Source organism: Microbacterium sp. bgisy203, from assembly GCF_965345155.1.
In the GTDB taxonomy this organism is placed as follows: domain Bacteria; phylum Actinomycetota; class Actinomycetes; order Actinomycetales; family Microbacteriaceae; genus Microbacterium.
The window spans coordinates 82600-101134 of sequence record NZ_CBDRLZ010000008.1; the positions used below are offsets into that span (position 1 = coordinate 82600).

General features: G+C 71.6%; 19 protein-coding genes. 11 read left to right on the top strand and 8 right to left on the bottom strand.

Annotated features, from left to right (window positions below):
- Positions 1-110: 110 nt before the first annotated feature.
- The gene (locus tag ACRVYW_RS11950; RefSeq protein ID WP_431804874.1) at positions 111-1328 is read right to left on the bottom strand and encodes a mechanosensitive ion channel family protein; all 1218 of its coding nucleotides are present in this window, start codon (positions 1326-1328) and stop codon (positions 111-113) included.
- A gap of 114 nt (positions 1329-1442) precedes the next feature.
- Here ACRVYW_RS11950 and ACRVYW_RS11955 point away from each other — a divergent pair, with 114 nt between their 5' ends.
- Positions 1443-2369 (top strand): DUF808 domain-containing protein, encoded by a 927-nt coding sequence (locus ACRVYW_RS11955; protein WP_431804876.1) that lies wholly within the window; start codon positions 1443-1445, stop codon positions 2367-2369.
- A gap of 9 nt (positions 2370-2378) precedes the next feature.
- Here the strand turns inward: ACRVYW_RS11955 and ACRVYW_RS11960 are convergent, their stop codons facing one another.
- A complete protein-coding gene (locus tag ACRVYW_RS11960; protein WP_431804878.1) occupies positions 2379-4532 on the bottom strand; it encodes an HAD-IA family hydrolase in 2154 nt (717 codons plus the stop codon).
- Positions 4533-4601: 69 nt separating this feature from the next.
- Between ACRVYW_RS11960 and ACRVYW_RS11965 the strand changes: the two genes are divergently transcribed.
- A complete protein-coding gene (locus ACRVYW_RS11965; RefSeq protein ID WP_431804880.1) occupies positions 4602-5192 on the top strand; it encodes a DUF1349 domain-containing protein in 591 nt (196 codons plus the stop codon).
- Positions 5176-5598 carry an NUDIX hydrolase gene (locus ACRVYW_RS11970; protein WP_431804882.1) on the top strand — a complete coding sequence of 141 codons (423 nt, stop codon included), beginning with the start codon at positions 5176-5178 and terminating at the stop codon, positions 5596-5598. The genes ACRVYW_RS11965 and ACRVYW_RS11970 overlap by 17 nt, the downstream gene beginning before the upstream one ends.
- A 16-nt stretch (positions 5599-5614) precedes the next feature.
- Here ACRVYW_RS11970 and ACRVYW_RS11975 read toward each other — a convergent pair whose 3' ends face one another.
- Positions 5615-7135 (bottom strand): SDR family NAD(P)-dependent oxidoreductase, encoded by a 1521-nt coding sequence (locus ACRVYW_RS11975; RefSeq protein WP_431804884.1) that lies wholly within the window; start codon positions 7133-7135, stop codon positions 5615-5617.
- Positions 7136-7176: 41 nt separating this feature from the next.
- Between ACRVYW_RS11975 and ACRVYW_RS11980 the strand changes: the two genes are divergently transcribed.
- The 3 genes from ACRVYW_RS11980 to ACRVYW_RS11990 are packed head-to-tail and all read left to right on the top strand — an operon-like array spanning position 7177 to position 9872.
- Positions 7177-7575 carry a barstar family protein gene (locus ACRVYW_RS11980; protein WP_431804885.1) on the top strand — a complete coding sequence of 133 codons (399 nt, stop codon included), beginning with the start codon at positions 7177-7179 and terminating at the stop codon, positions 7573-7575.
- A 27-nt stretch (positions 7576-7602) separates the two neighbouring features.
- A complete protein-coding gene (locus ACRVYW_RS11985; RefSeq protein ID WP_431804887.1) occupies positions 7603-8649 on the top strand; it encodes a zinc-binding dehydrogenase in 1047 nt (348 codons plus the stop codon).
- Positions 8646-9872 (top strand): low temperature requirement protein A, encoded by a 1227-nt coding sequence (locus tag ACRVYW_RS11990; protein ID WP_431804889.1) that lies wholly within the window; start codon positions 8646-8648, stop codon positions 9870-9872. The genes ACRVYW_RS11985 and ACRVYW_RS11990 overlap by 4 nt, the downstream gene beginning before the upstream one ends.
- Here the strand turns inward: ACRVYW_RS11990 and ACRVYW_RS11995 are convergent.
- Positions 9821-10081: a LysR substrate-binding domain-containing protein gene (locus ACRVYW_RS11995; protein ID WP_431804891.1), complete on the bottom strand. Its 261-nt coding sequence runs from the start codon at positions 10079-10081 to the stop codon at positions 9821-9823. The two genes, ACRVYW_RS11990 and ACRVYW_RS11995, sit on opposite strands and share 52 nt — an antisense overlap.
- On the bottom strand, positions 10042-10713 hold the full coding sequence (locus ACRVYW_RS12000; RefSeq protein WP_431804893.1) for a LysR family transcriptional regulator: 672 nt from the start codon (positions 10711-10713) through the stop codon (positions 10042-10044). Before ACRVYW_RS12000 ends, ACRVYW_RS11995 begins: the two co-directional genes overlap by 40 nt.
- Before the next feature lie 83 nt (positions 10714-10796).
- On the opposite strand from ACRVYW_RS12000, the gene ACRVYW_RS12005 reads away from it, so the two are divergent.
- Positions 10797-12041 carry an MFS transporter gene (locus ACRVYW_RS12005; protein WP_431804895.1) on the top strand — a complete coding sequence of 415 codons (1245 nt, stop codon included), beginning with the start codon at positions 10797-10799 and terminating at the stop codon, positions 12039-12041.
- Here ACRVYW_RS12005 and ACRVYW_RS12010 read toward each other — a convergent pair.
- Together ACRVYW_RS12010 and ACRVYW_RS12015 are read right to left on the bottom strand one after the other, a co-directional pair.
- A complete protein-coding gene (locus ACRVYW_RS12010) occupies positions 12038-12724 on the bottom strand; it encodes a Type 1 glutamine amidotransferase-like domain-containing protein (protein WP_431804896.1) in 687 nt (228 codons plus the stop codon). The genes ACRVYW_RS12005 and ACRVYW_RS12010 overlap by 4 nt on opposite strands.
- Positions 12721-13308: a dihydrofolate reductase family protein gene (locus tag ACRVYW_RS12015; protein WP_431804898.1), complete on the bottom strand. Its 588-nt coding sequence runs from the start codon at positions 13306-13308 to the stop codon at positions 12721-12723. The genes ACRVYW_RS12010 and ACRVYW_RS12015 overlap by 4 nt, the downstream gene beginning before the upstream one ends.
- A 108-nt stretch (positions 13309-13416) precedes the next feature.
- Here ACRVYW_RS12015 and ACRVYW_RS12020 point away from each other — a divergent pair, with 108 nt between their 5' ends.
- Genes ACRVYW_RS12020 through ACRVYW_RS12035 form a run of 4 tightly spaced genes read left to right on the top strand, consistent with a single transcriptional unit; the run spans position 13417 to position 17262 of the window.
- Positions 13417-15258 (top strand): substrate-binding domain-containing protein, encoded by a 1842-nt coding sequence (locus ACRVYW_RS12020; RefSeq protein ID WP_431804899.1) that lies wholly within the window; start codon positions 13417-13419, stop codon positions 15256-15258.
- A gap of 13 nt (positions 15259-15271) precedes the next feature.
- The gene (locus ACRVYW_RS12025) at positions 15272-16333 is read left to right on the top strand and encodes a hypothetical protein (RefSeq protein WP_431804901.1); all 1062 of its coding nucleotides are present in this window, start codon (positions 15272-15274) and stop codon (positions 16331-16333) included.
- A complete protein-coding gene (locus tag ACRVYW_RS12030; RefSeq protein ID WP_431804903.1) occupies positions 16330-16614 on the top strand; it encodes a cation transporter in 285 nt (94 codons plus the stop codon). The genes ACRVYW_RS12025 and ACRVYW_RS12030 overlap by 4 nt, the downstream gene beginning before the upstream one ends.
- Positions 16615-16638: 24 nt before the next feature.
- Positions 16639-17262, top strand: a complete 624-nt coding sequence (locus tag ACRVYW_RS12035; protein WP_431804950.1) for a cation transporter — start codon at positions 16639-16641, stop codon at positions 17260-17262.
- On the opposite strand, the gene ACRVYW_RS12040 is transcribed toward ACRVYW_RS12035, so the two are convergent.
- Positions 17234-18454, bottom strand: coding sequence for an ROK family protein (locus ACRVYW_RS12040; RefSeq protein ID WP_431804905.1), 1221 nt, complete (start codon positions 18452-18454; stop codon positions 17234-17236). The two genes, ACRVYW_RS12035 and ACRVYW_RS12040, sit on opposite strands and share 29 nt — an antisense overlap.
- Positions 18455-18535: the final 81 nt, after the last annotated feature.

Here is an 18535-nt window from a genome sequence, read left to right on the forward strand (position 1 = left end):
CCTCGACGAGGCGCCCGGACTCCTAGATTATCGAATCGATTCGAGGACGGCAAGTCCGAATCAGCCCGAATACCGGCCCCGATTGCGCAGGGGGTCGCCCGCGCGACGGGTCAGCGACTCCCGGCGGCGGGTCGGGCGGCGTCGGCATCCGCGTCGGCATGCGTGTCCGTGTCGACGATGGGGATGGACTGCGTGAAGGCGGCGGCGCGCTCCTCCGCTTCGGCGCTGCCGGTGAACAGACCCACCGGCTCGGTGATGGGCTCGTCCGGAAGGATGTCGTCGACCGCGGCATCCGCCGACTCCGTCATCATCACGCGCTGCGTCGGGATCGCGTCCGGCGCCACCCGCTGCACCCACGCGACCATCGCCTCGCGCACCACGCACCGCAGGTCGAAGAGGGTCGGCGCGTCCTTCGCCGTCACGAGGATGCGGATGCGGACGTACCCACCCACCGCGTCGGTCACCTGCAGCACGTTCGCGCGGCCGTCGTAGAGGTCGGTCGATGCGAGCACCTCTTCGAGGTGTGCGCGCATCCGCGCCGGCGACACCCGCCAGTCGACGTCGAGTTCGACCGATCCGAGCAGTTCGCTGCCCCGCCGGGTCCAGTTCTGGAAGGGCTGCGTCGTGAAGTACGTGCACGGCAGCACGAGGCGGCGGTCGTCCCACAGATCGACGACGACATAGCTGAGGGTGATCTCGCCGATCCGGCCCCACTCGCCTTCGACGACCACGACATCGTCGACGCGCAGCGCATCGCTGAAGGCGATCTGCACGCCCGCGAACACGTTCGCGAGCACCGACTGCGCCGCGAGGCCCGCCACGATCGAGGCGATGCCCGCCGAGGCGAGCAGGCTCGCCCCGAACGTCCGCACCGCGGGGAAGGTCAGTAGGATCGCGCCGATCGCGATGACCACGATCACGGCGATCGCGAGGCGGCGGACGATGAGGGTCTGCGTGCGCACCTTCCGCGCCACCCGATTGTCGGGGACGTCGATGCGGTAGCGCCCGAGGGTGAGATCGGTCGCGAAGGCCACGAGGCCGCTCAGCAGCCACGCCGATCCGAGGATCAGCAGGATCGTGAAGACATGGTCGAGGACATCCCGGTCGCCCTCCCCGGCGAACGGGAAGGCGATCGCGAACGACATCCACAGGGCGATCACGAGCACGACGACACGGAACGGTCGTCGCACGTTCCGTACGAGCGACTGCGGCCAGGCCTGCCGACGCGCCAGGAGGCGCACGGCCAGGGCGACGAGCGCGGTGAGTGCGACCGCGGCGACGACCGCGACAGCGAAGGCGATGGCGAAGCGGATCCAGGTGTCCTGCATGTTCCTCCTCGGGCGGTGGGGGTGGGTGGGGCGAGTGCTCCACGTTAGGCGGTGCACCTGTGACGCCAGCGACCGCGCCCGGTGCGCGGGTGGACGGGCGGTACTGTTGGACGCATGTCCGTGGGTCTTCTCGCCGTCGTCGACGACATCCTCAGCGCCGCTCTCAAGGCCTCGGCCAAGTCGGCCGGTGTCGTCATCGACGACGCCGCCGTCACGCCGCAGTACGTGCAGGGCCTCAGCCCGGCGCGGGAGCTGCCGGTGGTCGGGCGCATCGCGCTCGGGTCGCTCGCGAACAAGTTCCTCGTCATCATCCCGATCGCGATGCTGCTGACCGCCTTCGCCCCGTGGGTGCTGCCGTGGCTCCTGATCGTCGGCGGCTCGTACCTGTGCTTCGAGGGCGCCGAGAAGGTGCTCGAGTGGTTCGGCTTCCACCACGGCGGCCACGACGAGGGGGCGCGCGACGAGAAGCGCCTCGTCGCGGGAGCCGTCCGCACCGACCTCATCCTCTCGACCGAGATCATGCTGATCGGTCTGTCGAACATCGACGCCGATCTCAACTTCTGGACGCGCCTGGCCGTCCTCGCCCTCATCGCCCTCGCGATGACCGCGCTCGTGTACGGCGCCGTGGCGCTGCTCGTCAAGCTCGACGACATCGGGCTGAAGATGGCGAAGAGCTCGTCGGAGCGCGTCCGGCACACGGGCACCCGCATCGTCCGGTCGATGCCCGCGGTCTTCCGCACCATCTCGATCATCGGAACCATCGCGATGCTCTGGGTCGGAGGCCATCTCGTCATCGCCAACCTCGCCGAGGTCGGCTGGCACGCGCCCCTCGATGTGCTGCACGCCGTGGAGCACGTCCTCGAGCCCGCCGGCCCCGTCGTCGTCTGGCTGGGTGACACGCTCCTCTCCGCGATCGCGGGCCTGGCCATCGGCCTCGTGATCGTCGGGATCGTGCTCGTCATCGGCAAGGCCTTCGGCAAGAACCTGAGCTTCAGCGAGGGCCACGCCGCGGTGGATGCCGCGGCCACGAGCGAGCGTTGACGGCGCGCCTCAGGGCGCGATCGTGACCTCGAGGCCGCCGTCGGCGGCAGGCGAGACGCGGATGCCGGAGGCATCCGGCACGACCCAGGTCGCTCCGTCGGGGGCATCCGCCGCGGCCTCCGCCGCAGCACCGACGCCGATCACGCGCATGCCCGCCGCAAGCCCCGCCGCGATGCCGTTCGGCGAGTCCTCGACGACGATGCAGTCCGCCGGATCGACGCCGAGCAGGCCCGCCGCGGCGACGAAGCCCTCCGGGTCGGGCTTGGAGCGGGCGACGTCCTCGGCGGTGACGGTGGTCTGAGGCATCCGCAGCCCCGCCGCGCCCATGCGTGCGGCCGCCAGCTCGCGCGTCGCGGAGGTGACGAGCGCATGTGGGAGATGCTCGAGGTCCTCGAGCAGGGCGGACGCGCCGTCGATCGCGACGACGCCCTCGGTCTGGGCGGTCTCGGCGGCGAGGAGCTCGCGGTTCTCGGCGACGTTCACCTCGTGCGGGCGGTCGGGGAGCAGCATCGCCATCGAGTCCTGACCCTGCCGCCCGTGAATGATCGCGAGCGTGCGCTCCGGGTCGACGTCGTGCGCGAGCGACCACTCGGTCCAGAGGCGCTCGACGACGGCGTGCGAGTCGACGAGGGTGCCGTCCATGTCGAGGAGGAGAGCGGCGGCGTGCGTCGTGACGCCTTCCGCGGCGGCCGTCGTCGGAACGGCGGTGCCGGTGACGGATGCCGGTACGCGCAGCGCCGCCCACCCGCCGCCGAGCGGCGGCACGTGCCAGCCGGCGCGGAGCGCGCCGTCCGGCTCGCCGCCGTCCGGCTCGCGGACGACGATGACACGGTGCGGTGACGTCGTGTCGACGACGTGGACGAGCACCGACCCGTCGGAGCGTTCCTCGCCGCGCGTCGCGAGGGTCAGGTGGGTCGCGGCGTTCGTGTCGCAGGAGTTTTCGCTCGCGGGGCGGCCGCCATGGCCGTCTGAGGCCTCCGGAGCCCGATTCTCCTGCGAGCCGAACACCGTCTCGCGCCACTCGCTGCCGACGGCGAACTCCCCGACGCCGGGAAGGGTCAGCACCCACCCGTCGCTGTCGTCGACCAGGACGAGACCCTCCGTGTCGAGCGGGACGCCGTCGTAGATCACGAGCGTCTCGCGGGCGTCCCACGTGTCGCGCGGTTCCCCCAGCGACGCGGGGCTCTCCGGGCCGGCGCCGCCGGCGGCATCGGCGATCTCGACCGCCTCGACGAACGCCCAGAACGCGCGGAGCGTCGCCTGCGTGTCGAAGGTCGCGCCCTGGTAGGCGATGACGAGGCCCTGCTCGGGAAGTACGAGGCCGAACTGCCCCGCCGCGCCGTCGAGGCGGAAGCCGTGCCGGCCGCGCCACACCTGGTAGCCGTAGCCGAGCGACCAGTCGCCCACCTCGCCCTCGGCCGCGGCCGGGCCGTCGAACACCGCGGTGTCTGACCAGGGGCGGCTGAGCTCCTCGACGTACCACGCGGGCACGACCCCTGCGCCGTCGACGACACCGCCGTCGCCGAGCATGATCGCGGTGCGCGCGAGGTCCTCGACCGTGAGGTGGAACCCCGAGGCGCCGTGCTCGATGCCGCCGAAGGGACGCATCCACCGGTCGCCGATCCCGAGCGGGTCGAGCAGGCGCGGGCGGAGATACACCGTCAGCGGGTCGCCGGTGAGGGCGGTCACGATCGCCGAGAGGGCGTGCGTCGCCGGGGAGTTGTACGCGAAGTGCGTCCCCGGCGCGTGCTCGGGTGCGACCGAGAAGAGACGCCGCGGGTCGTCGCCGATCGCGTCGATCTGGGGGCCGCTGTGCCCCGTATTCATCGTGAGGAGGTGCCGCACCGTGATGCCGGCCGGGTCCTCGACCCCGAGAATCGCACCCGCATCGCCGTCGAGCGAGAGCCGCCCCTCGTCGGCGAGGAAGCCGATCGCGAGCGAGGTGAAGGTCTTGGATGCCGAGTACACGAGCGCGGGCCGGTCGAGCCGGTACGGCGCCCACGCCGTCTCGAACGCGACCTCGCCGTGTCGGGCGACGAGCAGGGCGTGGGGGTCGAGCCCCTCCTCCTCGAGGCGGTCGGCAAGGGCGAGGAAGGCCGGGGCCGGGATGCCGAGGTCTTCCGGATCGCGGCGGACGAGCGGACGCGAGGCGAGGCGAGGCATGGATCCACCCTACGGCGAGGGGTCGGGGACGGCGCTCGCGTCGCCCCCGACCCGTGCCACGATGGGACGATGGCAGACGCATCGACCCGGCGGGCCTGGGCGGACGGAACCTGGACGCACCCGCCCGTCTCGGCCCGGGAGGACGGCGACGACCTCGTCGTCGCGGCGGCCGCGTCGAGCGACGCCTGGCGTCACACCGCGTACGGCTTCGTCCACGACAGCGAGCACGCACTCGTCGCACCGTTGGCTGCGGGAACAGCGGCGGAGGTGGAGTTCACCGCCGACTTCTCCGCCCAGTTCGACCAGGCGGGCGTGTTCGTACGCGTCGACGCGCAGCGCTGGGTGAAGGCGGGACTCGAGTATGCGGACGGCGTGCTGGGGGCGGGAGCGGTCGTCACCGACGGGTTCTCCGACTGGTCGGTGGGGGCGGTGCCCGAGTGGCTCGGGGAGCGTGTGCGCGTCCGCGTGAGCCGGACGGGAGACGCCCTCATCGTCCGGGCAGCGGTCGTCGGCGAGCCGCTTCGACTCCTCCGGGTCGCACCGTTCCCGGCATCCCTCACCGCGGCGGCGGGACCGTTCGTCGCCGCACCGACGCGCGGGGGCCTCACCGTGCGCTTCCACGCGTGGCGGACGGGAGCGGCCGATGCCTCCATCCACTAACCGACCGTCGCCGCCGGCCCGCGAGATCCGCGTCTCGGCGGCGGTGATCACCGATGCGGACGGACGGCGTCTGCTCGTGCGCAAGCGCGGGACGACCGCGTTCATGCAGCCGGGCGGTAAGCCCGAGCCGGGCGAGACGGCGGCGCAGACCCTGGTGCGCGAACTGGGCGAAGAGCTCGGTCTGCGCCTCGACGAGAACGACCTCGAGCCGCTCGGCGAGTTCACCGCGTCGGCGGCGAACGAGCCCGGGTTCCTGGTGGTCGCGGACGTCTTCCGCGTCGACATCGGCGCGCAGACGCCCGTGCCGGATGCCGAGATCGCCGAGCTCCGCTGGATCACGCGCGCCGAGGCATCCGAGCTCGAGGTCGCGCCGCTCGCGCGCACCTACTTCCTGCCGGAAGCCTGACCCCGACGGTCGCCGGTCACCACGAGCTCTTGCGGTAATCCTTCAAGAAGACGCCGAACAGGTCCTCGCCTGCCTCGCCGCGGACGATCGGGTCGTAGACGCGCGCCGCGCCGTCCACCAGGTCGAGCGGCGCGTGGAAGCCCTCCTCCGCGAGGCGCACCTTCGTGAAGTGCGGGCGCTCGTCGGTGATCCAGCCCGTGTCGACGGCCGTCATCAGGATGCCGTCGGTCTCGAACATCTCGCGCGCGCTCGTGCGGGTCAGCATGTTGAGCGCCGCCTTCGCCATGTTCGTGTGCGGGTGGCCGGGACCCTTGTAGCCGCGGCCGAAGACGCCCTCCATCGCCGAGACGTTCACGACGTAGGTCCGCCGGGCCGTCGAGGCGGCCATCGCGGGGCGCAGGCGCGAGACGAGCAGGAACGGCGCCGTCATGTTCGCGAGCTGCACCTCGAGCATCTCGAGCGGTTCGACCTGATCGACCGACTGAGTCCAGCTGTTGACGTGGTGCTCGTCGGGAACGAGCCCGCCCGCGTCGATCGCGGTGCCGGCCGCGAGCCGCTCGAGGGACGACGATCCGGCGGCCAGTGCCTCCGAGGTCAGGGCCTCGGCGGTGAGCTGATCCGCGTCGCGCGCCGCCGCCGCGAGGATCGGGTGCGAAGACACCGACTGGGCGAGCGCGAGGGGATGCGCGTCGTTGGTGTGCCCGAAGGTGAGGAGCTCGGGAAGCGGCCCGGTCGGCAGCGGCGCCAGCTCGGCATCCACGAGCGGCTTGTACGCGCCGGCGGAGCGGCGGACGGTCTGGGCGGCGTTGTTGATGAGGATGTCGAGAGGCCCGGCGGCGGCGACCGCGTCGGCGAGGCCGATGACCTGCGCGGGGTCGCGCAGGTCGATGCCGACGACCTTCAGCCGGTGGATCCAGTCGCCCGAGTCGGGCAGTGCCGAGAAGCGCCGTACGGCGTCGCGGGGGAAGCGGGTCGTGATCGTCGTGTGCGCTCCGTCGCGCAGGAGCCGCAGCGCGATGTACATGCCGATCTTCGCGCGGCCGCCGGTCAGCAGCGCCCGGCGCCCGGTGAGGTCGGTGCGCGCGTCGCGCTTCTGGTGGCTCATCGCCGCGCAGTCGGGGCAGAGCTGGTGGTAGAAGGCATCCACCGTCGTGTACAGCTCTTTGCAGATGTAGCACGCGCGCGGCTTGATGAGCTCGCCCGCCGTCGGAGCGGCCGTGCGGGCGGCGAGCGGGATGCCGCGGGTCTCGTCGTCGATCCGGTCGGGCGCCCCGGTCGCGGTCGCGGCGACGACGGCGCGGTCGGCGTCGGCGATGCGCTGGCGCTTGTCCTTGCGGGCCTGGCGCTTGACGTCTTTGTAGAGCTTGCCGGTCGCGCGCCGGAGGGCGATGTAGTCGGGGTCTTCCGGGTCGAGGTCGGCGGCGGCGGCGATGACGCGCAGGGCGATCTCGAGCTCAGCGGGGTCGACGGATCCGGGAGCCGCGGCGGAGGCCTCGGAAGGCGCCTCGGGCGCGGGCGCGGACGGGTTTTCGGGCACAGGAGAGTGTATCGAGGCCACCTGAACGGTAGCCTCGCCGCGTGAGCGATCCCACGACGTTCGTGCTCGATGGCACCCGCATCCAGAGCATCGCGACCTTCTACGATGAGGTGAACCGCGTACTGATGTCGGGGGAGGACTGGACGCTCGGCCCGAGCCTCGACGCCCTCGACGACCTCCTCTACGGCGGATTCGGCGCTCTCGCGGACGTCGAGCACCCCGTCATCGTCGTGCGCGAGTCCGCGCGGGTCCGTGCGGCGCTGGGCGCGACCGCGACGCGGGAGTACTACGCGGAAAAGCTCGCCCACCCGGAGACGTTCCACGTGGAACGCTTCACCACCGCCCTCGCCGAGCTGGATGCCGGGAACGGCCAGACCTACTTCGACCTCGTGCTCGACGTGTTCGCCGGCCACCCCGACGTGCGACTCGTTCTCGACTGAACGCCGCGCACGCGGTTGACTGAGCGCATGCTCGCAGCCTTCATGTATGGTGCCGGCGACGTCCGCGTCGAGACTGCACCCGACCCCGTCATCCAGCACCCGACCGACGCGATCGTGCGGACCGTCCGCTCCTGCATCTGCGGATCCGACCTGCACCCCTACCACTCGCAGAAGGAGGGGACTCGGGGACGCCCGGTCGGGCACGAGCTGATCGCGGTCGTCGAGGAGGTCGGCGCCGACGTGCGGACGCTCCGCCCGGGCGACTTCGTCATCGCGACCTTCGCCTTCCAGGACAACACGTGCGTGTACTGCCGCGAGGGCCTGCAGACCTCCTGCGTCCACGGCGGCTACTACGGGCGCCCCGACACGGGCGGGCTCCAGGCATCCCTCGCCCGCATCCCGTGGGCCGACGGCTCGCTCGTGAAAGTGCCGGACGTCGATCCGGATGCCGCGGATCCCGGGCTTCTCGCGTCGCTTCTGACCCTCTCGGACGTGTACCTCACCGGGTACCACGCCGCGCACGTCGGCGACGTGGGCCCGGGGCGGACCGTCGCGGTGATCGGCGACGGCGCGGTCGGACTGTCGGGGGTGCTCGCGGCGCGCGAGCTCGGCGCGGAGCGGGTGATCCTCATGGGGCGGCACCCCGACCGGACCGCGCTCGGCGTGCACTTCGGGGCGACGGAGGTGGTCGCGGCGCGCGGCGACGAGGGCGTCGCCGAGGTGCGTGACCTCACCGGCGGCGAGGGAGCGCACGTCGTGATCGAGGCGGTGGGACTCCTCCCCGCGTTCGAACAGGCGGCCGGGATCGTCCGGGCGGGCGGTGTCATCTCGCGCGTCGGACTGCCGCAGTTCTCGCAGATGCCTCTCGTGCGCGAGCTCTTCTACAAGAACGTCCGGATCGCCGGCGGACCGGCGCCCGTCCGCGCCTACATCGACGCCGCACTCCCGCGGGTGCTCGACGGGGCGATCGATCCGGGGCGCGTCTTCGACCGCACGCTTCCCCTCGCCGACGCTCCGGAGGGCTACGTCGCGATGGACGCGCGAGAGGCGCTGAAGGTGATGCTGACACCATGACACGGGACCTCACGCGCTTCCGGCTCGTGCCGATGCGCCCGCGCGACGCGCGAGAGTCGCACCGGGCGGCATCGTCGCTCGAGCTGTTCTTCGACCTCGTGTTCGTCGTCGCGGTGAGCATCGCGTCGTACGAACTGCACCATGCGCTGACCGCCGGGCACATCGCCGACGGCATCGCGAACTACCTCATCGTCTTCTTCGGCATCTGGTGGGCGTGGATGAACTTCACCTGGTTCGCCACGTCGTTCGACACCGACGACTGGCTCTACCGGGTGTGCACGATCGTGCAGATGGGCGGGGTGCTGGTGCTCGCCGCCGGTATCAAACCGGCCTTCGAGCACCAGGACTTCCGGGTGCTGATCTTCTCGTACGTCGTCATGCGCCTCGCCCTCGTCGCCCAGTGGCTGCGCGCCGCCCACGGATCGAAGAGGCTCCGGAAGACGGCGCTCACGTACGCGATCGGCATCACCGTGGTGCAGGCGCTGTGGCTGCTGTCGCTCCTCCTGCCGCACGAGGTGTTCCCGTTCGCCCTCGTGTTCCTCATCGCCGCCGAGCTCGCCGTGCCGGTGGTCGCCGAGCGCCGGGGAACGACGCCCTGGCATCCGCACCACATCACCGAGCGTTACGGACTGTTCACCCTCATCGTCCTGGGTGAGAGCCTCCTCGCCTCGGCGAACGCGATCATCGAGGCGCTCGATGAGACCGACGACATCCTGCCGCTCGTCGAGATCTCGGTGCTGACCCTCGTCGTGACGGCGGCGCTGTGGTGGATCTACTTCTGGCCGCCGCACCACGAGGCGATCGGCACACTCCGCCAATCGATCCGCTACGGGTACGGGCACTACTTCATCCTCGCGGCGGCGGCGGCGCTGTCGGCGGGCATCGAGGTGGAGATCGACGTCATCACCGGCGAGAGCCACCTCACCATGCCGTGGGCGTCGTTCGCCTACACGATTCCGATCGCGATCTTCATCCTGGGCGTCTGGATCCTCGCGATCCGCCCGCACGGCGACCGCATCGTCAACACGGTCGTGCCGGCAGGCGCCGTGCTCGTGCTGATCGACCCGATCATCCCCGTGCCGATCGCGCTGACCGCCGTCATCCTCGTCGGGATCGTGGTCGTGCTCGTTTGGCGCACCCCGGTCTCACGCGGAGGTCACGGCGGCGGTACTCACGGCGGTGACGTCGCCGACACGAGCGCACGGGCGTCGTCGACGCCCTGAGACGAGTCGCTCCACGCGATGCCGAGCACGCGCGCCCGAGCCGGGTCGAGCGGCAGGTAGACCACACCGGGGTCGGCACGGCCGGGTGTCCGCGGCAGGATCGACACCCCGAGCCCTCCGGCGACGAGGCTGCGCATCGTGTCGATCTCGCTGGACTCGAAGGTCGTCGTCACGCGCACCCCGGCATCCGCGAGGACGTCGGCGACCACCGTCCGCAGCTCCGCGATGCGCGAGAATCCGATGAAGTCCTGCCCTCGAGGGCGGCGAGCGCCGCGGGCCCGGCGCGGCGGGACGCGGCGAGCGGATGGCCGGTCGGAACGGCGATGCACAGCGGCTCCTCCACCCGCGGCTCCCAGTGCACGCCCGCCGCGGTGAGACGAGGTTCGGCCGCGGGGAGCGGGCCCGTGCACAGCGCCACATCGATCGCGTCGACCTCGAGCCAGCCGTAGAGGTCGCGCGCGAAACCCTGTCGCAGCGTCACGCGGACGTCGGGCCGCAGGCGCCGGAACTCCTGGACGTACGCGGGCACCATCCACCGCGCCACGGAGTGGAGGAAGCCGACCCGCAGGAGTCGCCCGTCTTCGGCGATCGTGTCGGCGTGGCGGCGCGCGGCGTCGAAGGCATCCAGCACCGCCGCCGCGTCGGCCCGGAACGCGACGCCGCGCGCGTTCACCTCGAGCCGTTTGCCGATGCGGGCGAACAGGCGCGTGCCGACGGATGCCTCCAGCCGCGCCAGCGCCCGCGACACCGTCGACTGGTCGACGCGCAGTTCGGCCGCCGTGCTGCGGGTGTTCTCCGTCTCGGTCAGGGAGAGGAAGATCCGCAGCGCCTGCTCGTCCATGGAGCGATCGTACGACGCTGATGTACGGAACGCATTGAAACGGCATCCTGCGTCATTTCGCTCATCACGCGGGGAGGAGGATCGTGGATGCCGTGGCCGCCGCACTCGATTTCACCCGCACCGGGTCGATCGCGCGCGTCTCGCGCCGCACGCCGCAGTACCGGAGGATCCTGCTGCTCCTCGCGGCGGGCGGGCTGGCGAACTTCGCGGCCGTGTACTTCCCGCAGCCGCTCCTGCCGCAGCTCGCGGAGTCGTTCGGCGTCTCGGTGGGGTCGACGGGACTCGCGCTCTCGGTCGCGACCGCCGCCATGATGCTGGGGCTCCTCATCGCGGCGCCCGTCTCGGATCGGCTCGGCCGCGTGCCGACGATGGGCGGGTCGCTCGTCATCGCCGGCATCCTCACCGCGGCAAGCGCTCTGTCGCCGACCTGGGAGGTGTTCCTCCTCCTCCGCGCCGGGGCGGGCGTCGCGCTCGCGGCCCTACCCGCCGTCGCGATCGCCTACCTCCGCGATGTCGTCCACGACGACGCGCAGCTCGAGGCCAACGCCACCTACATCACCGGCACCGCGATCGGCGGCGCGCTCGGGCGGCTCGCGCCCCTGCCGCTCGCCGCACTCGGTGGGTGGCAGCTCGTCACGATCGTGCTGGGCGCGCTGAGCGTCGCGATCGGCGTCGTGGTGTGGGCGCTGCTGCCGGGCGACCGCGCGCCGGCGCAGTCGCTGACGGTGCGCGACCTGCTCGGCGGCGCGCTCTCGTCGCTGCGCGACCCCGTGATCCTCGTGCTGTGCCTCATCGGCGCGCTCAACATGGCGGTGTTCGTCGGCCTGTACAACGCCGTCTCGTTCCGTCTCGACGCGCCGCCGTTCTCCCTCGGCGCCGCGGAGGCTCTCGTGTACCTCGCGTATCCGCTCGGTATCGCCGCGCCGACGTTGTTCCGCCGCGTGGCCGCGCGCCGCGGACGCGCCACGGCCACCCTCGTCGGTGTCGGGGCGATGCTCGTCGCGATCGGCGTGCTCCTCGTGCCGAGTGCGATCACCGTCTTCGCGGGCCTCGGCATCCTCACCTTCGCGTTCCTCGGCACGCACTCGATCCTGACGGGCTGGGTCGTGGGTCGCGCGCACGCGGTCGGGCGTTCCACGGCTCGCGCCTCGAGCGCGTACCTCCTCGTCTACTACCTCGGCAGCACCCTGTCGGGCACGGCGTCGACGCACCTGTGGGAGAGCGGCGGCTGGAGTGCCGTGACCGTGCTCGCGGTCGTGGCGATCGCCGCCGCGGGAGCGCTGTGCCTGCTCGTGTCGCGGCGCGCACGGCGCCCCGCCGGCGCTTAGACCCCCGGCCCGAACACCGCCCACTCGCCCTCCGACACGACCTCGACACGGTCACCGTCGACGACGATCGCCGACGCGTCGTCGAGCGCGTATGCCGTGGACGGCATGCCGGGTTCGGACAGCAGATCGTGCGCCCACTGCGCCGCGACGTCGCGGGTGTTCTCGCTCCAGCCGGGGTACTCGAGGTGCGGGAAGATCGAGAAGTCAACGACGCCGAGGGTCGCGTCACCCTCTCCGGGCCTGCGTTCGACGAAGTGTTCGCCGATCCGCGGTGTGAGCGCCATGCTCCCGGCGCTCACCCCCACCCAGACGCTGTCGAGCTCGGGCAGCAGGTCGGCGAGCCCCGATTCCCGCATCCAGTCCGCGAGGTAGACGGCCTCGCCTCCGTCGACGAAGAGGACGTCGGCATCCCGCACCCACGGCTCCCACCGCTCGCGGCCGATCGACGGCAGCGCCGTCAGCTCCAGCACCCCGAGCGAGCGCCAGCCGAGATTCGTCAGCCAGTCCTCGCCCCGCCCCACGATCGATCGGTACACGGAAGCCGGAGAGCACATCGGATGCCCCCACTGGGCGGTCGGGATGAACAGCGCGTCGGCCTCGTCGATCGGCTTTCCGAGCAGACCCTCGAGCGCGGCGCGGATGCTGTCGTTGGTGACGCCGCCCGAGGTCAGGAGAAGCTTCACGCGAGCCCCGCCTTCCCCTTCACCGGCCGGTAGCGCACGAGGAACGCCCCCGACGCGAAGTCCTGGCGATCGACCAGTTCGAGGTCGACGCGGTCGCGCAGCCCCGCGAGGAGAGTGGGCCCGTGGCCGGCGATCACGGGGTTCACCATGAAGGCGTACTCGTCGATGAGGCCCGCGTCGGCGAGCGCGAGCGGCAGCGTCACACCCCCGACCGAAAGACCTTCGCCCGGCTCGGCTCTGAGACGGCGGATCTGCTCGACGACGGCGCCCGTGTCGCCGGAGAGGAGCTGGGCGTTCCAGTCGACGGAGGCGAGCGTGTTCGACGCGACGTACTTCTTCGCGCGGTCGAGCGCGTCGGCGAAGGGGTGCTCCCACTCCTCCATCCAGTCCGGCCACACGCCGGACGGCGGCCGTCGCCAGGCATCCTGCATCATCTCGTACGTCACTCGGCCGAAGATCTGCGCGTCCGCGCGCTCCATCTCCCGCGTCCAGTAGGCCATCGACTCCGCATCGGGGGCGACGCCGGCTTCATGGTGGACGCATCCGTCGAGCGTGATGTTGATCGAGTATCGAAGCGGCCTCACCGTGAGCCTCCCGCGTGGATCGGGTCGATCGGGTGCGTTCCGTCGACTGCCGCCGACGCTACCTTCTGCCACCGACGCCCGCCACGGCCCGACCCCTAAGCTGACTGCATGAAAGCGACGCCACACCTCGCAGAAGCGGACGTGCGAGCCGGAGCGCGCCGCGGCTGGCGAGCGGGTCTCGCCCTGCTCGTGGCCGGATCGCTCGTGACGCTCGCCGCGTGCTCCCCGCGGGCCGACGATGGCGGCGGTGACGACGGTGACTTCGCCGACGACGGGTGCACGAGCGTGGTCATCGCGACCTCGTCCGAGAAGGTCAACATGCTCGACGCGCTCGCCGACGCGTTCAAGGACTCCCCCGAGCACGAGGCGCTCGACGAGTGCGCCACCGTCCGCCCGATCAACGTGTCGAGCGGCGAGGCCGCGCGCATCCTGTCCGCGGGCGGCGACTGGCCCGCGGCCGACGAACGCCGCTGGCCGACGATGTGGTCGCCGGCATCCACCGTGTGGACCGAGCGCGTCGCCGCCGCGGCATCCCCCTCACTCCGGGGCGAGCCGGCGTCGTTCACGCACACGCCGGTCGTGTTCGGCATGCCCGAGACGATGGCGCGGGCGCTCGGCTGGCCGGATGCCGAGATCGGCATCCCCGACCTCGAGAAGCTCTGCACCGATCCCGACGGCTGGGGGAGCGTCGGGAAGTCGGTGTGGGGGTCGTTCAAGATCTCGAAGACGAACCCGAACACGTCGACGACGGGACTGTCGGCGATCCTCATGCAGTCGTACGCCGCCTCGGGCAAGACGAGCGACCTCACCGCCGACGACGTCGCCGCCTCGGCCGACTTCTCGCGCGCGTTCGAGGAGTGCGTGATCCACTACGGCGACACGACCGGCAAGGTCCTGACGACCCTCTACGACGACACGCAGAACGGGTCGGGCGGGTCGGGCTACGTCTCGGCGATCGCGCTCGAAGAGACCTCTCTCCTCAACTACAACCAGGGCAACGCCGATTCGCACACCGTCGAGCCGGGCGAGAAGCTCGTTCCCCCGAAGGAGAAGCTCGTCGCGGTGTACCCGTCGGGTGGGTCGATGTGGTCCGATAACCCAGTGACGGTGCTCGGCGCCTCGTGGGTGACCGACGAGCAGCGCACGGCCGGCGAGGCGTTCGCGGCGTTCCTGCAGACGAAGCCGGCGCAGGAGATCCTGCCGGAGTACGGCTTCCGTCCGCTGGACGAGAGCGTGCCGCTCGGAAAGCTGTTCACGGCGGAGTACGGGGTGGATGCCGACAAGCCCGCCGTCACGCTCCCGCGCCCGGGCGTCGATGTGGTGTCGGCCGCGATCGACCAGTGGGCGCAGATCCGCAAGCCCTCGTCGGTGCTCGAACTCATCGACATCTCCGGGTCGATGGACGATCCGATCGGCGACGGCCGCTCGAAGCTCGACGGAGCGATCGAGGGTGCGCAGTCGACGCTCGACCACTTCCGTTCGAGCGACGAGGTGGGGGTCTGGGCGTTCACGACGGGGCCGGCGAACGGCATCGTCGAACTCCGAGACGTCACGGCGCTCGGCTCCGACCGCGAGCTGCTCGGCGACTCGCTCAACGACCTCCGCTACGCCGACCGCGAGGGGACGCCGCTCTACGACGCGATCGCGGCGGCGTACGACGAGATGTCCGCGCGCGCCCAGCCGGGCAGGATCAACGCGATCGTCGTCCTCTCCGACGGGCAGGACACCGATTCGGCGATCTCGCTCGACTCGCTGCTCGCCAAGATCGGCAAGAGCTCCCGTGAAGGCGGCGACGACGCTCCCGTCCGCATCTTCCCGATCGCCTACGGCGAGGGGGCCGACACGAGCGTGCTCGCCCGCATCGCCGACGCGACCGGCGGGCAGTGGTTCGACGCCTCCGACCCCGAGAAGATCGACCTCGTGTTCGCCTCGGTGATCAACAACTTCTGACGGGTTCGGCGCGATGTCCTCTGAGATCCACGCGAACGTCGACTCCGGCGGGTACATCGACGACGCCGTCGCCGGCCTGAAGACCTCGCACGTCTGGGTGTCGTCCGAGGTGGCCGACGCGGGTGCGATCGCGCAGGCGGTGCAGGATCAGATCGGGGATGCCTCGGTGGGCGTCGCCGTCTTCTCCGACAACGCCGCACTCGAAGCGTCGGGCCGCGAGATCGTCTCGCAGCTGGCGGCGCAGACCGACTACGACACGATCATCGTCGCGGTCGGCGACGACCTCTCGGCCGGGTCGCGCGCCCTTCCGAGCGGCGAGGCGATGCGGATCGCGAACGAGGCCGAGGCCCAGGCCGGATCGACGCAGCAGGCGCTCGTCGAGACGGTGCAGCAGGTCGAGGATGCCTCACGCACCTCCCCGGCGACCGGTGGGGTCGACGGGGGCCTGGTCGTCGGGATCGCGCTCGCCGTCGCCGCGCTGCTCGCCGTGGGCGGGGGGATCGTCGCGCTGCGGCGGCGCTCTCGGTCACAGCGGCGCGGCCGTCCGGCATCCGGTGCCCTTCCGGCCGAGGTGCGCCCGCACGTCGCGACGCTGCGCGAACTCTCACGCGAGTACGCGACGGTCGGAGCCCAGGGAAACCCCGTCGCGACGGAGACCGCGCAGCAGCTCACGGCGATCGCGACGAACACCGAGGAGCTCTTCGCCCGCATCGATCGGCGGAGCGGGTCGCGGGGTGGCTCGCGGGGCAGGTCACCAGACGGGGGCGGCGACCGCTCCCTGGCCGAAGTCGAATACGCGGCGAAGCTCGGCAAGCTCTCGGCAGCCGTGAGCCGCGACTATCTGCTCGACATCCTCGCCCACCCCGACCTCTGGGACGATCCGGGCGAGCGCACCCGCGAGGTGCAGGGCGCCGTCGAGGCGGTCTCGACCGAGCTGCTGGAGAACATCCGCCAGGTCAACGCGAGCCGCGGGCTGCACTTCCAGGTGTCGCTCGACGGGCTGATCGGGCGTCGCAAGGAGCTGCAGGACTGGGACCGGGCCTTCGGGTCCGCGAGCGGAGGCGAGACGCCGTGACCGACATGCCGCCCGCCCCTGCCGCGCTGGCCGAGCGGCGACACCGCGAACGGCGCGCGCTGCTCGTCTCACTCATCGCGTCGATGGTCATGGCCGCCGGTGCGCTCGTGCTCGGCGTCGTCAGCGGCATCCGCATCATCCTGTTCGACGGAACCTACATGGCCATCGGCCTGATCCTCTCGTGGGCGTCGCTGCAGGCGGCGCGCGCCGCGGCATCCGGTCCGACCCGACGCTATCCGTGCGGGCGGGATGCGCTCGCCCCCCTCGTCGTCGTGATCTAGGGGCTGGCGCTCGCCGGAACACTCATCCTCGCCTTCGGCGATGCGCTCGTCGTCATCCGCGACGGCGGCAGCGAGGTGAACGTCGTCGTCATCTCGATCTACGGTCTCGCCACGGCCCTCATCGGTTTCGGCGTGGCGTGGTGGCTGCAGCGCGCGGCACGCGGCTCCGACCTCGTCGTCGCCGAAGCCGCCCAGTGGCGCGCGGGCACGGTGCTCAGCGTCATCATGTTCGTCGGGGCGCTGGTCGTGCTGGTGCTCGAGCGCACTTCCGCGCGCGACCTCGCAAGATACGCCGACCCGGCCCTCGTGATCATCGCGTGCCTCGTGCTCGCCGTCATCCCGATTCGCCTCGTCCGCACGGGGGTAAACGAACTCCTCGAGGGCGCGCCCTCGCCCGAGCTCGCGAGGCGGATCGCGGCGGCGGTCGACGAGGTGCGCGCGCGGTTCGCTCTGCCCGAACCCGTCCTGCGGGCCGGCAAGGTCGGCCACAAGGTGTACGTCGAGGTCGACTTCGTCGTGCCTCCGGGCTCGTGGAGCATCGCGCAGGAGGACGACGTGCGCCGCGCCATCATCGCCTCCCTCGCGCCCACCGAGCTCGATGTCTGGGCCTACGTCGCCGTCACCTCAGACCCGGCGCTCGCGGAGTAGACCCCCAGTAGACGCCGAGCAGCCGCTCACGGGTCAGCGAGGCGGCGGCCGCGACCGCGCCGATGACCACGACGCCCGCGCCGAGCGTCGACGCCACGATCTCGGGCGCCGGCATGTGCAGATCGGTCGGGAGGTGCGCGCGCGCCGCGGTCACGACGAGTCCCGCCCCCTCCGCGACGGCACCGGAGATCACGATGCGGCTCGGGTCGAAGACGCTCCCCAGCACGACGACGATACGCGCGAGTCGCGCCCCGAGCCGGTCGACGATGCGTGCGGCATCCGCATCGCCCGCCTCGGCGAGCGCGAGGACGTGCTTGCCGTCGAGGTCGTCACCCAGCCGACCGATCGACGAGTCGTGTGCGATCGTGCCGCCGGCGATCTCGTCGCGCGCCCACTGGGCCGCGACATGACCCAGGCCGTACGCGCTCCCGACCCCTTCGACGTGGTCGAGGGCGATCATCTCCCCGACGCCGCCGTGCGCTCCGCGGAGGATGCGCGCATCGACGACGACCCCCGCGCCCAGGCGCTCGCCGGCGAGCAGGGTGACGTAGTCCCGGCATCCGATCGCCGCGCCCACCGCACCCTCGGCCTCGGCCGCGAGGGACGCGTCGTTGTCGATGCGGACGAGCGGCGCCCACCCGAAGAGGTCGACGAGGCCGGGGTTCATGAGGTCCCAGAAGCCGTCGGGATGCCGCGGCGACGCGCCCCGGGCATCGACCGGCGCCGGCACGCCGACCGCGATCGCGAGCACGTCGGCGCGCCCGCGGTCGGCGGCGGCGAGCGTGTCGTCGACGGCGTCGGTGAGGAGCCGGCGGCGCACGTCGACGTCTTCGCTGAGGGCGTCCGCGTCGACGCGGCGCGCGACGATCTCCCGCGAGCGGAGGTCCGTCATGACGACCGTGACGTGCGCGCGTCCGGCGTCGACGCCGATGAGGACGCCGACATCGTCGCGCAGCTCGAATCGCCGGGCGGGGCGGCCCTTGCGATACTCCCCCGCGTTCCGGGCATTGGGAAGCTCGCGCAGCAGACCCCGGGCGACGAGCCCGTCGAGGGCCTCGATGACGGTCGAGCGCGTGAGACCGGTTGCGGCGATCGCGTCGCTCGCGGTGAACTCGCGCACCGTCCAGGCGTACCGCCACATCGCCTCGGCGCTGGTCGGGAGCGGGGCGGACGCGGGAGCGGCGGACGACAAGGGGTTGACCTTTCCTCGGAGACACAGCAATATTGCCCGTAGCAAGTTGATTTGGCGACTAAATCTATTCGCCGGATGATC

What these genes read in the sequence shown, in the direction of transcription:
- ACRVYW_RS11950 (WP_431804874.1), bottom strand. Translation starts at nt 1,328, where the DNA reads ATGCAGGACACCTGGATCCGCTTCGCCATCGCCTTCGCTGTCGCGGTC.
- ACRVYW_RS11955 (WP_431804876.1), top strand. Translation starts at nt 1,443, where the DNA reads ATGTCCGTGGGTCTTCTCGCCGTCGTCGACGACATCCTCAGCGCCGCT.
- ACRVYW_RS11960 (WP_431804878.1), bottom strand. Translation starts at nt 4,532, where the DNA reads ATGCCTCGCCTCGCCTCGCGTCCGCTCGTCCGCCGCGATCCGGAAGAC.
- ACRVYW_RS11965 (WP_431804880.1), top strand. Translation starts at nt 4,602, where the DNA reads ATGGCAGACGCATCGACCCGGCGGGCCTGGGCGGACGGAACCTGGACG.
- ACRVYW_RS11970 (WP_431804882.1), top strand. Translation starts at nt 5,176, where the DNA reads ATGCCTCCATCCACTAACCGACCGTCGCCGCCGGCCCGCGAGATCCGC.
- ACRVYW_RS11985 (WP_431804887.1), top strand. Translation starts at nt 7,603, where the DNA reads ATGCTCGCAGCCTTCATGTATGGTGCCGGCGACGTCCGCGTCGAGACT.
- ACRVYW_RS11990 (WP_431804889.1), top strand. Translation starts at nt 8,646, where the DNA reads ATGACACGGGACCTCACGCGCTTCCGGCTCGTGCCGATGCGCCCGCGC.
- ACRVYW_RS12000 (WP_431804893.1), bottom strand. Translation starts at nt 10,713, where the DNA reads ATGGACGAGCAGGCGCTGCGGATCTTCCTCTCCCTGACCGAGACGGAG.
- ACRVYW_RS12020 (WP_431804899.1), top strand. Translation starts at nt 13,417, where the DNA reads ATGAAAGCGACGCCACACCTCGCAGAAGCGGACGTGCGAGCCGGAGCG.
- ACRVYW_RS12025 (WP_431804901.1), top strand. Translation starts at nt 15,272, where the DNA reads ATGTCCTCTGAGATCCACGCGAACGTCGACTCCGGCGGGTACATCGAC.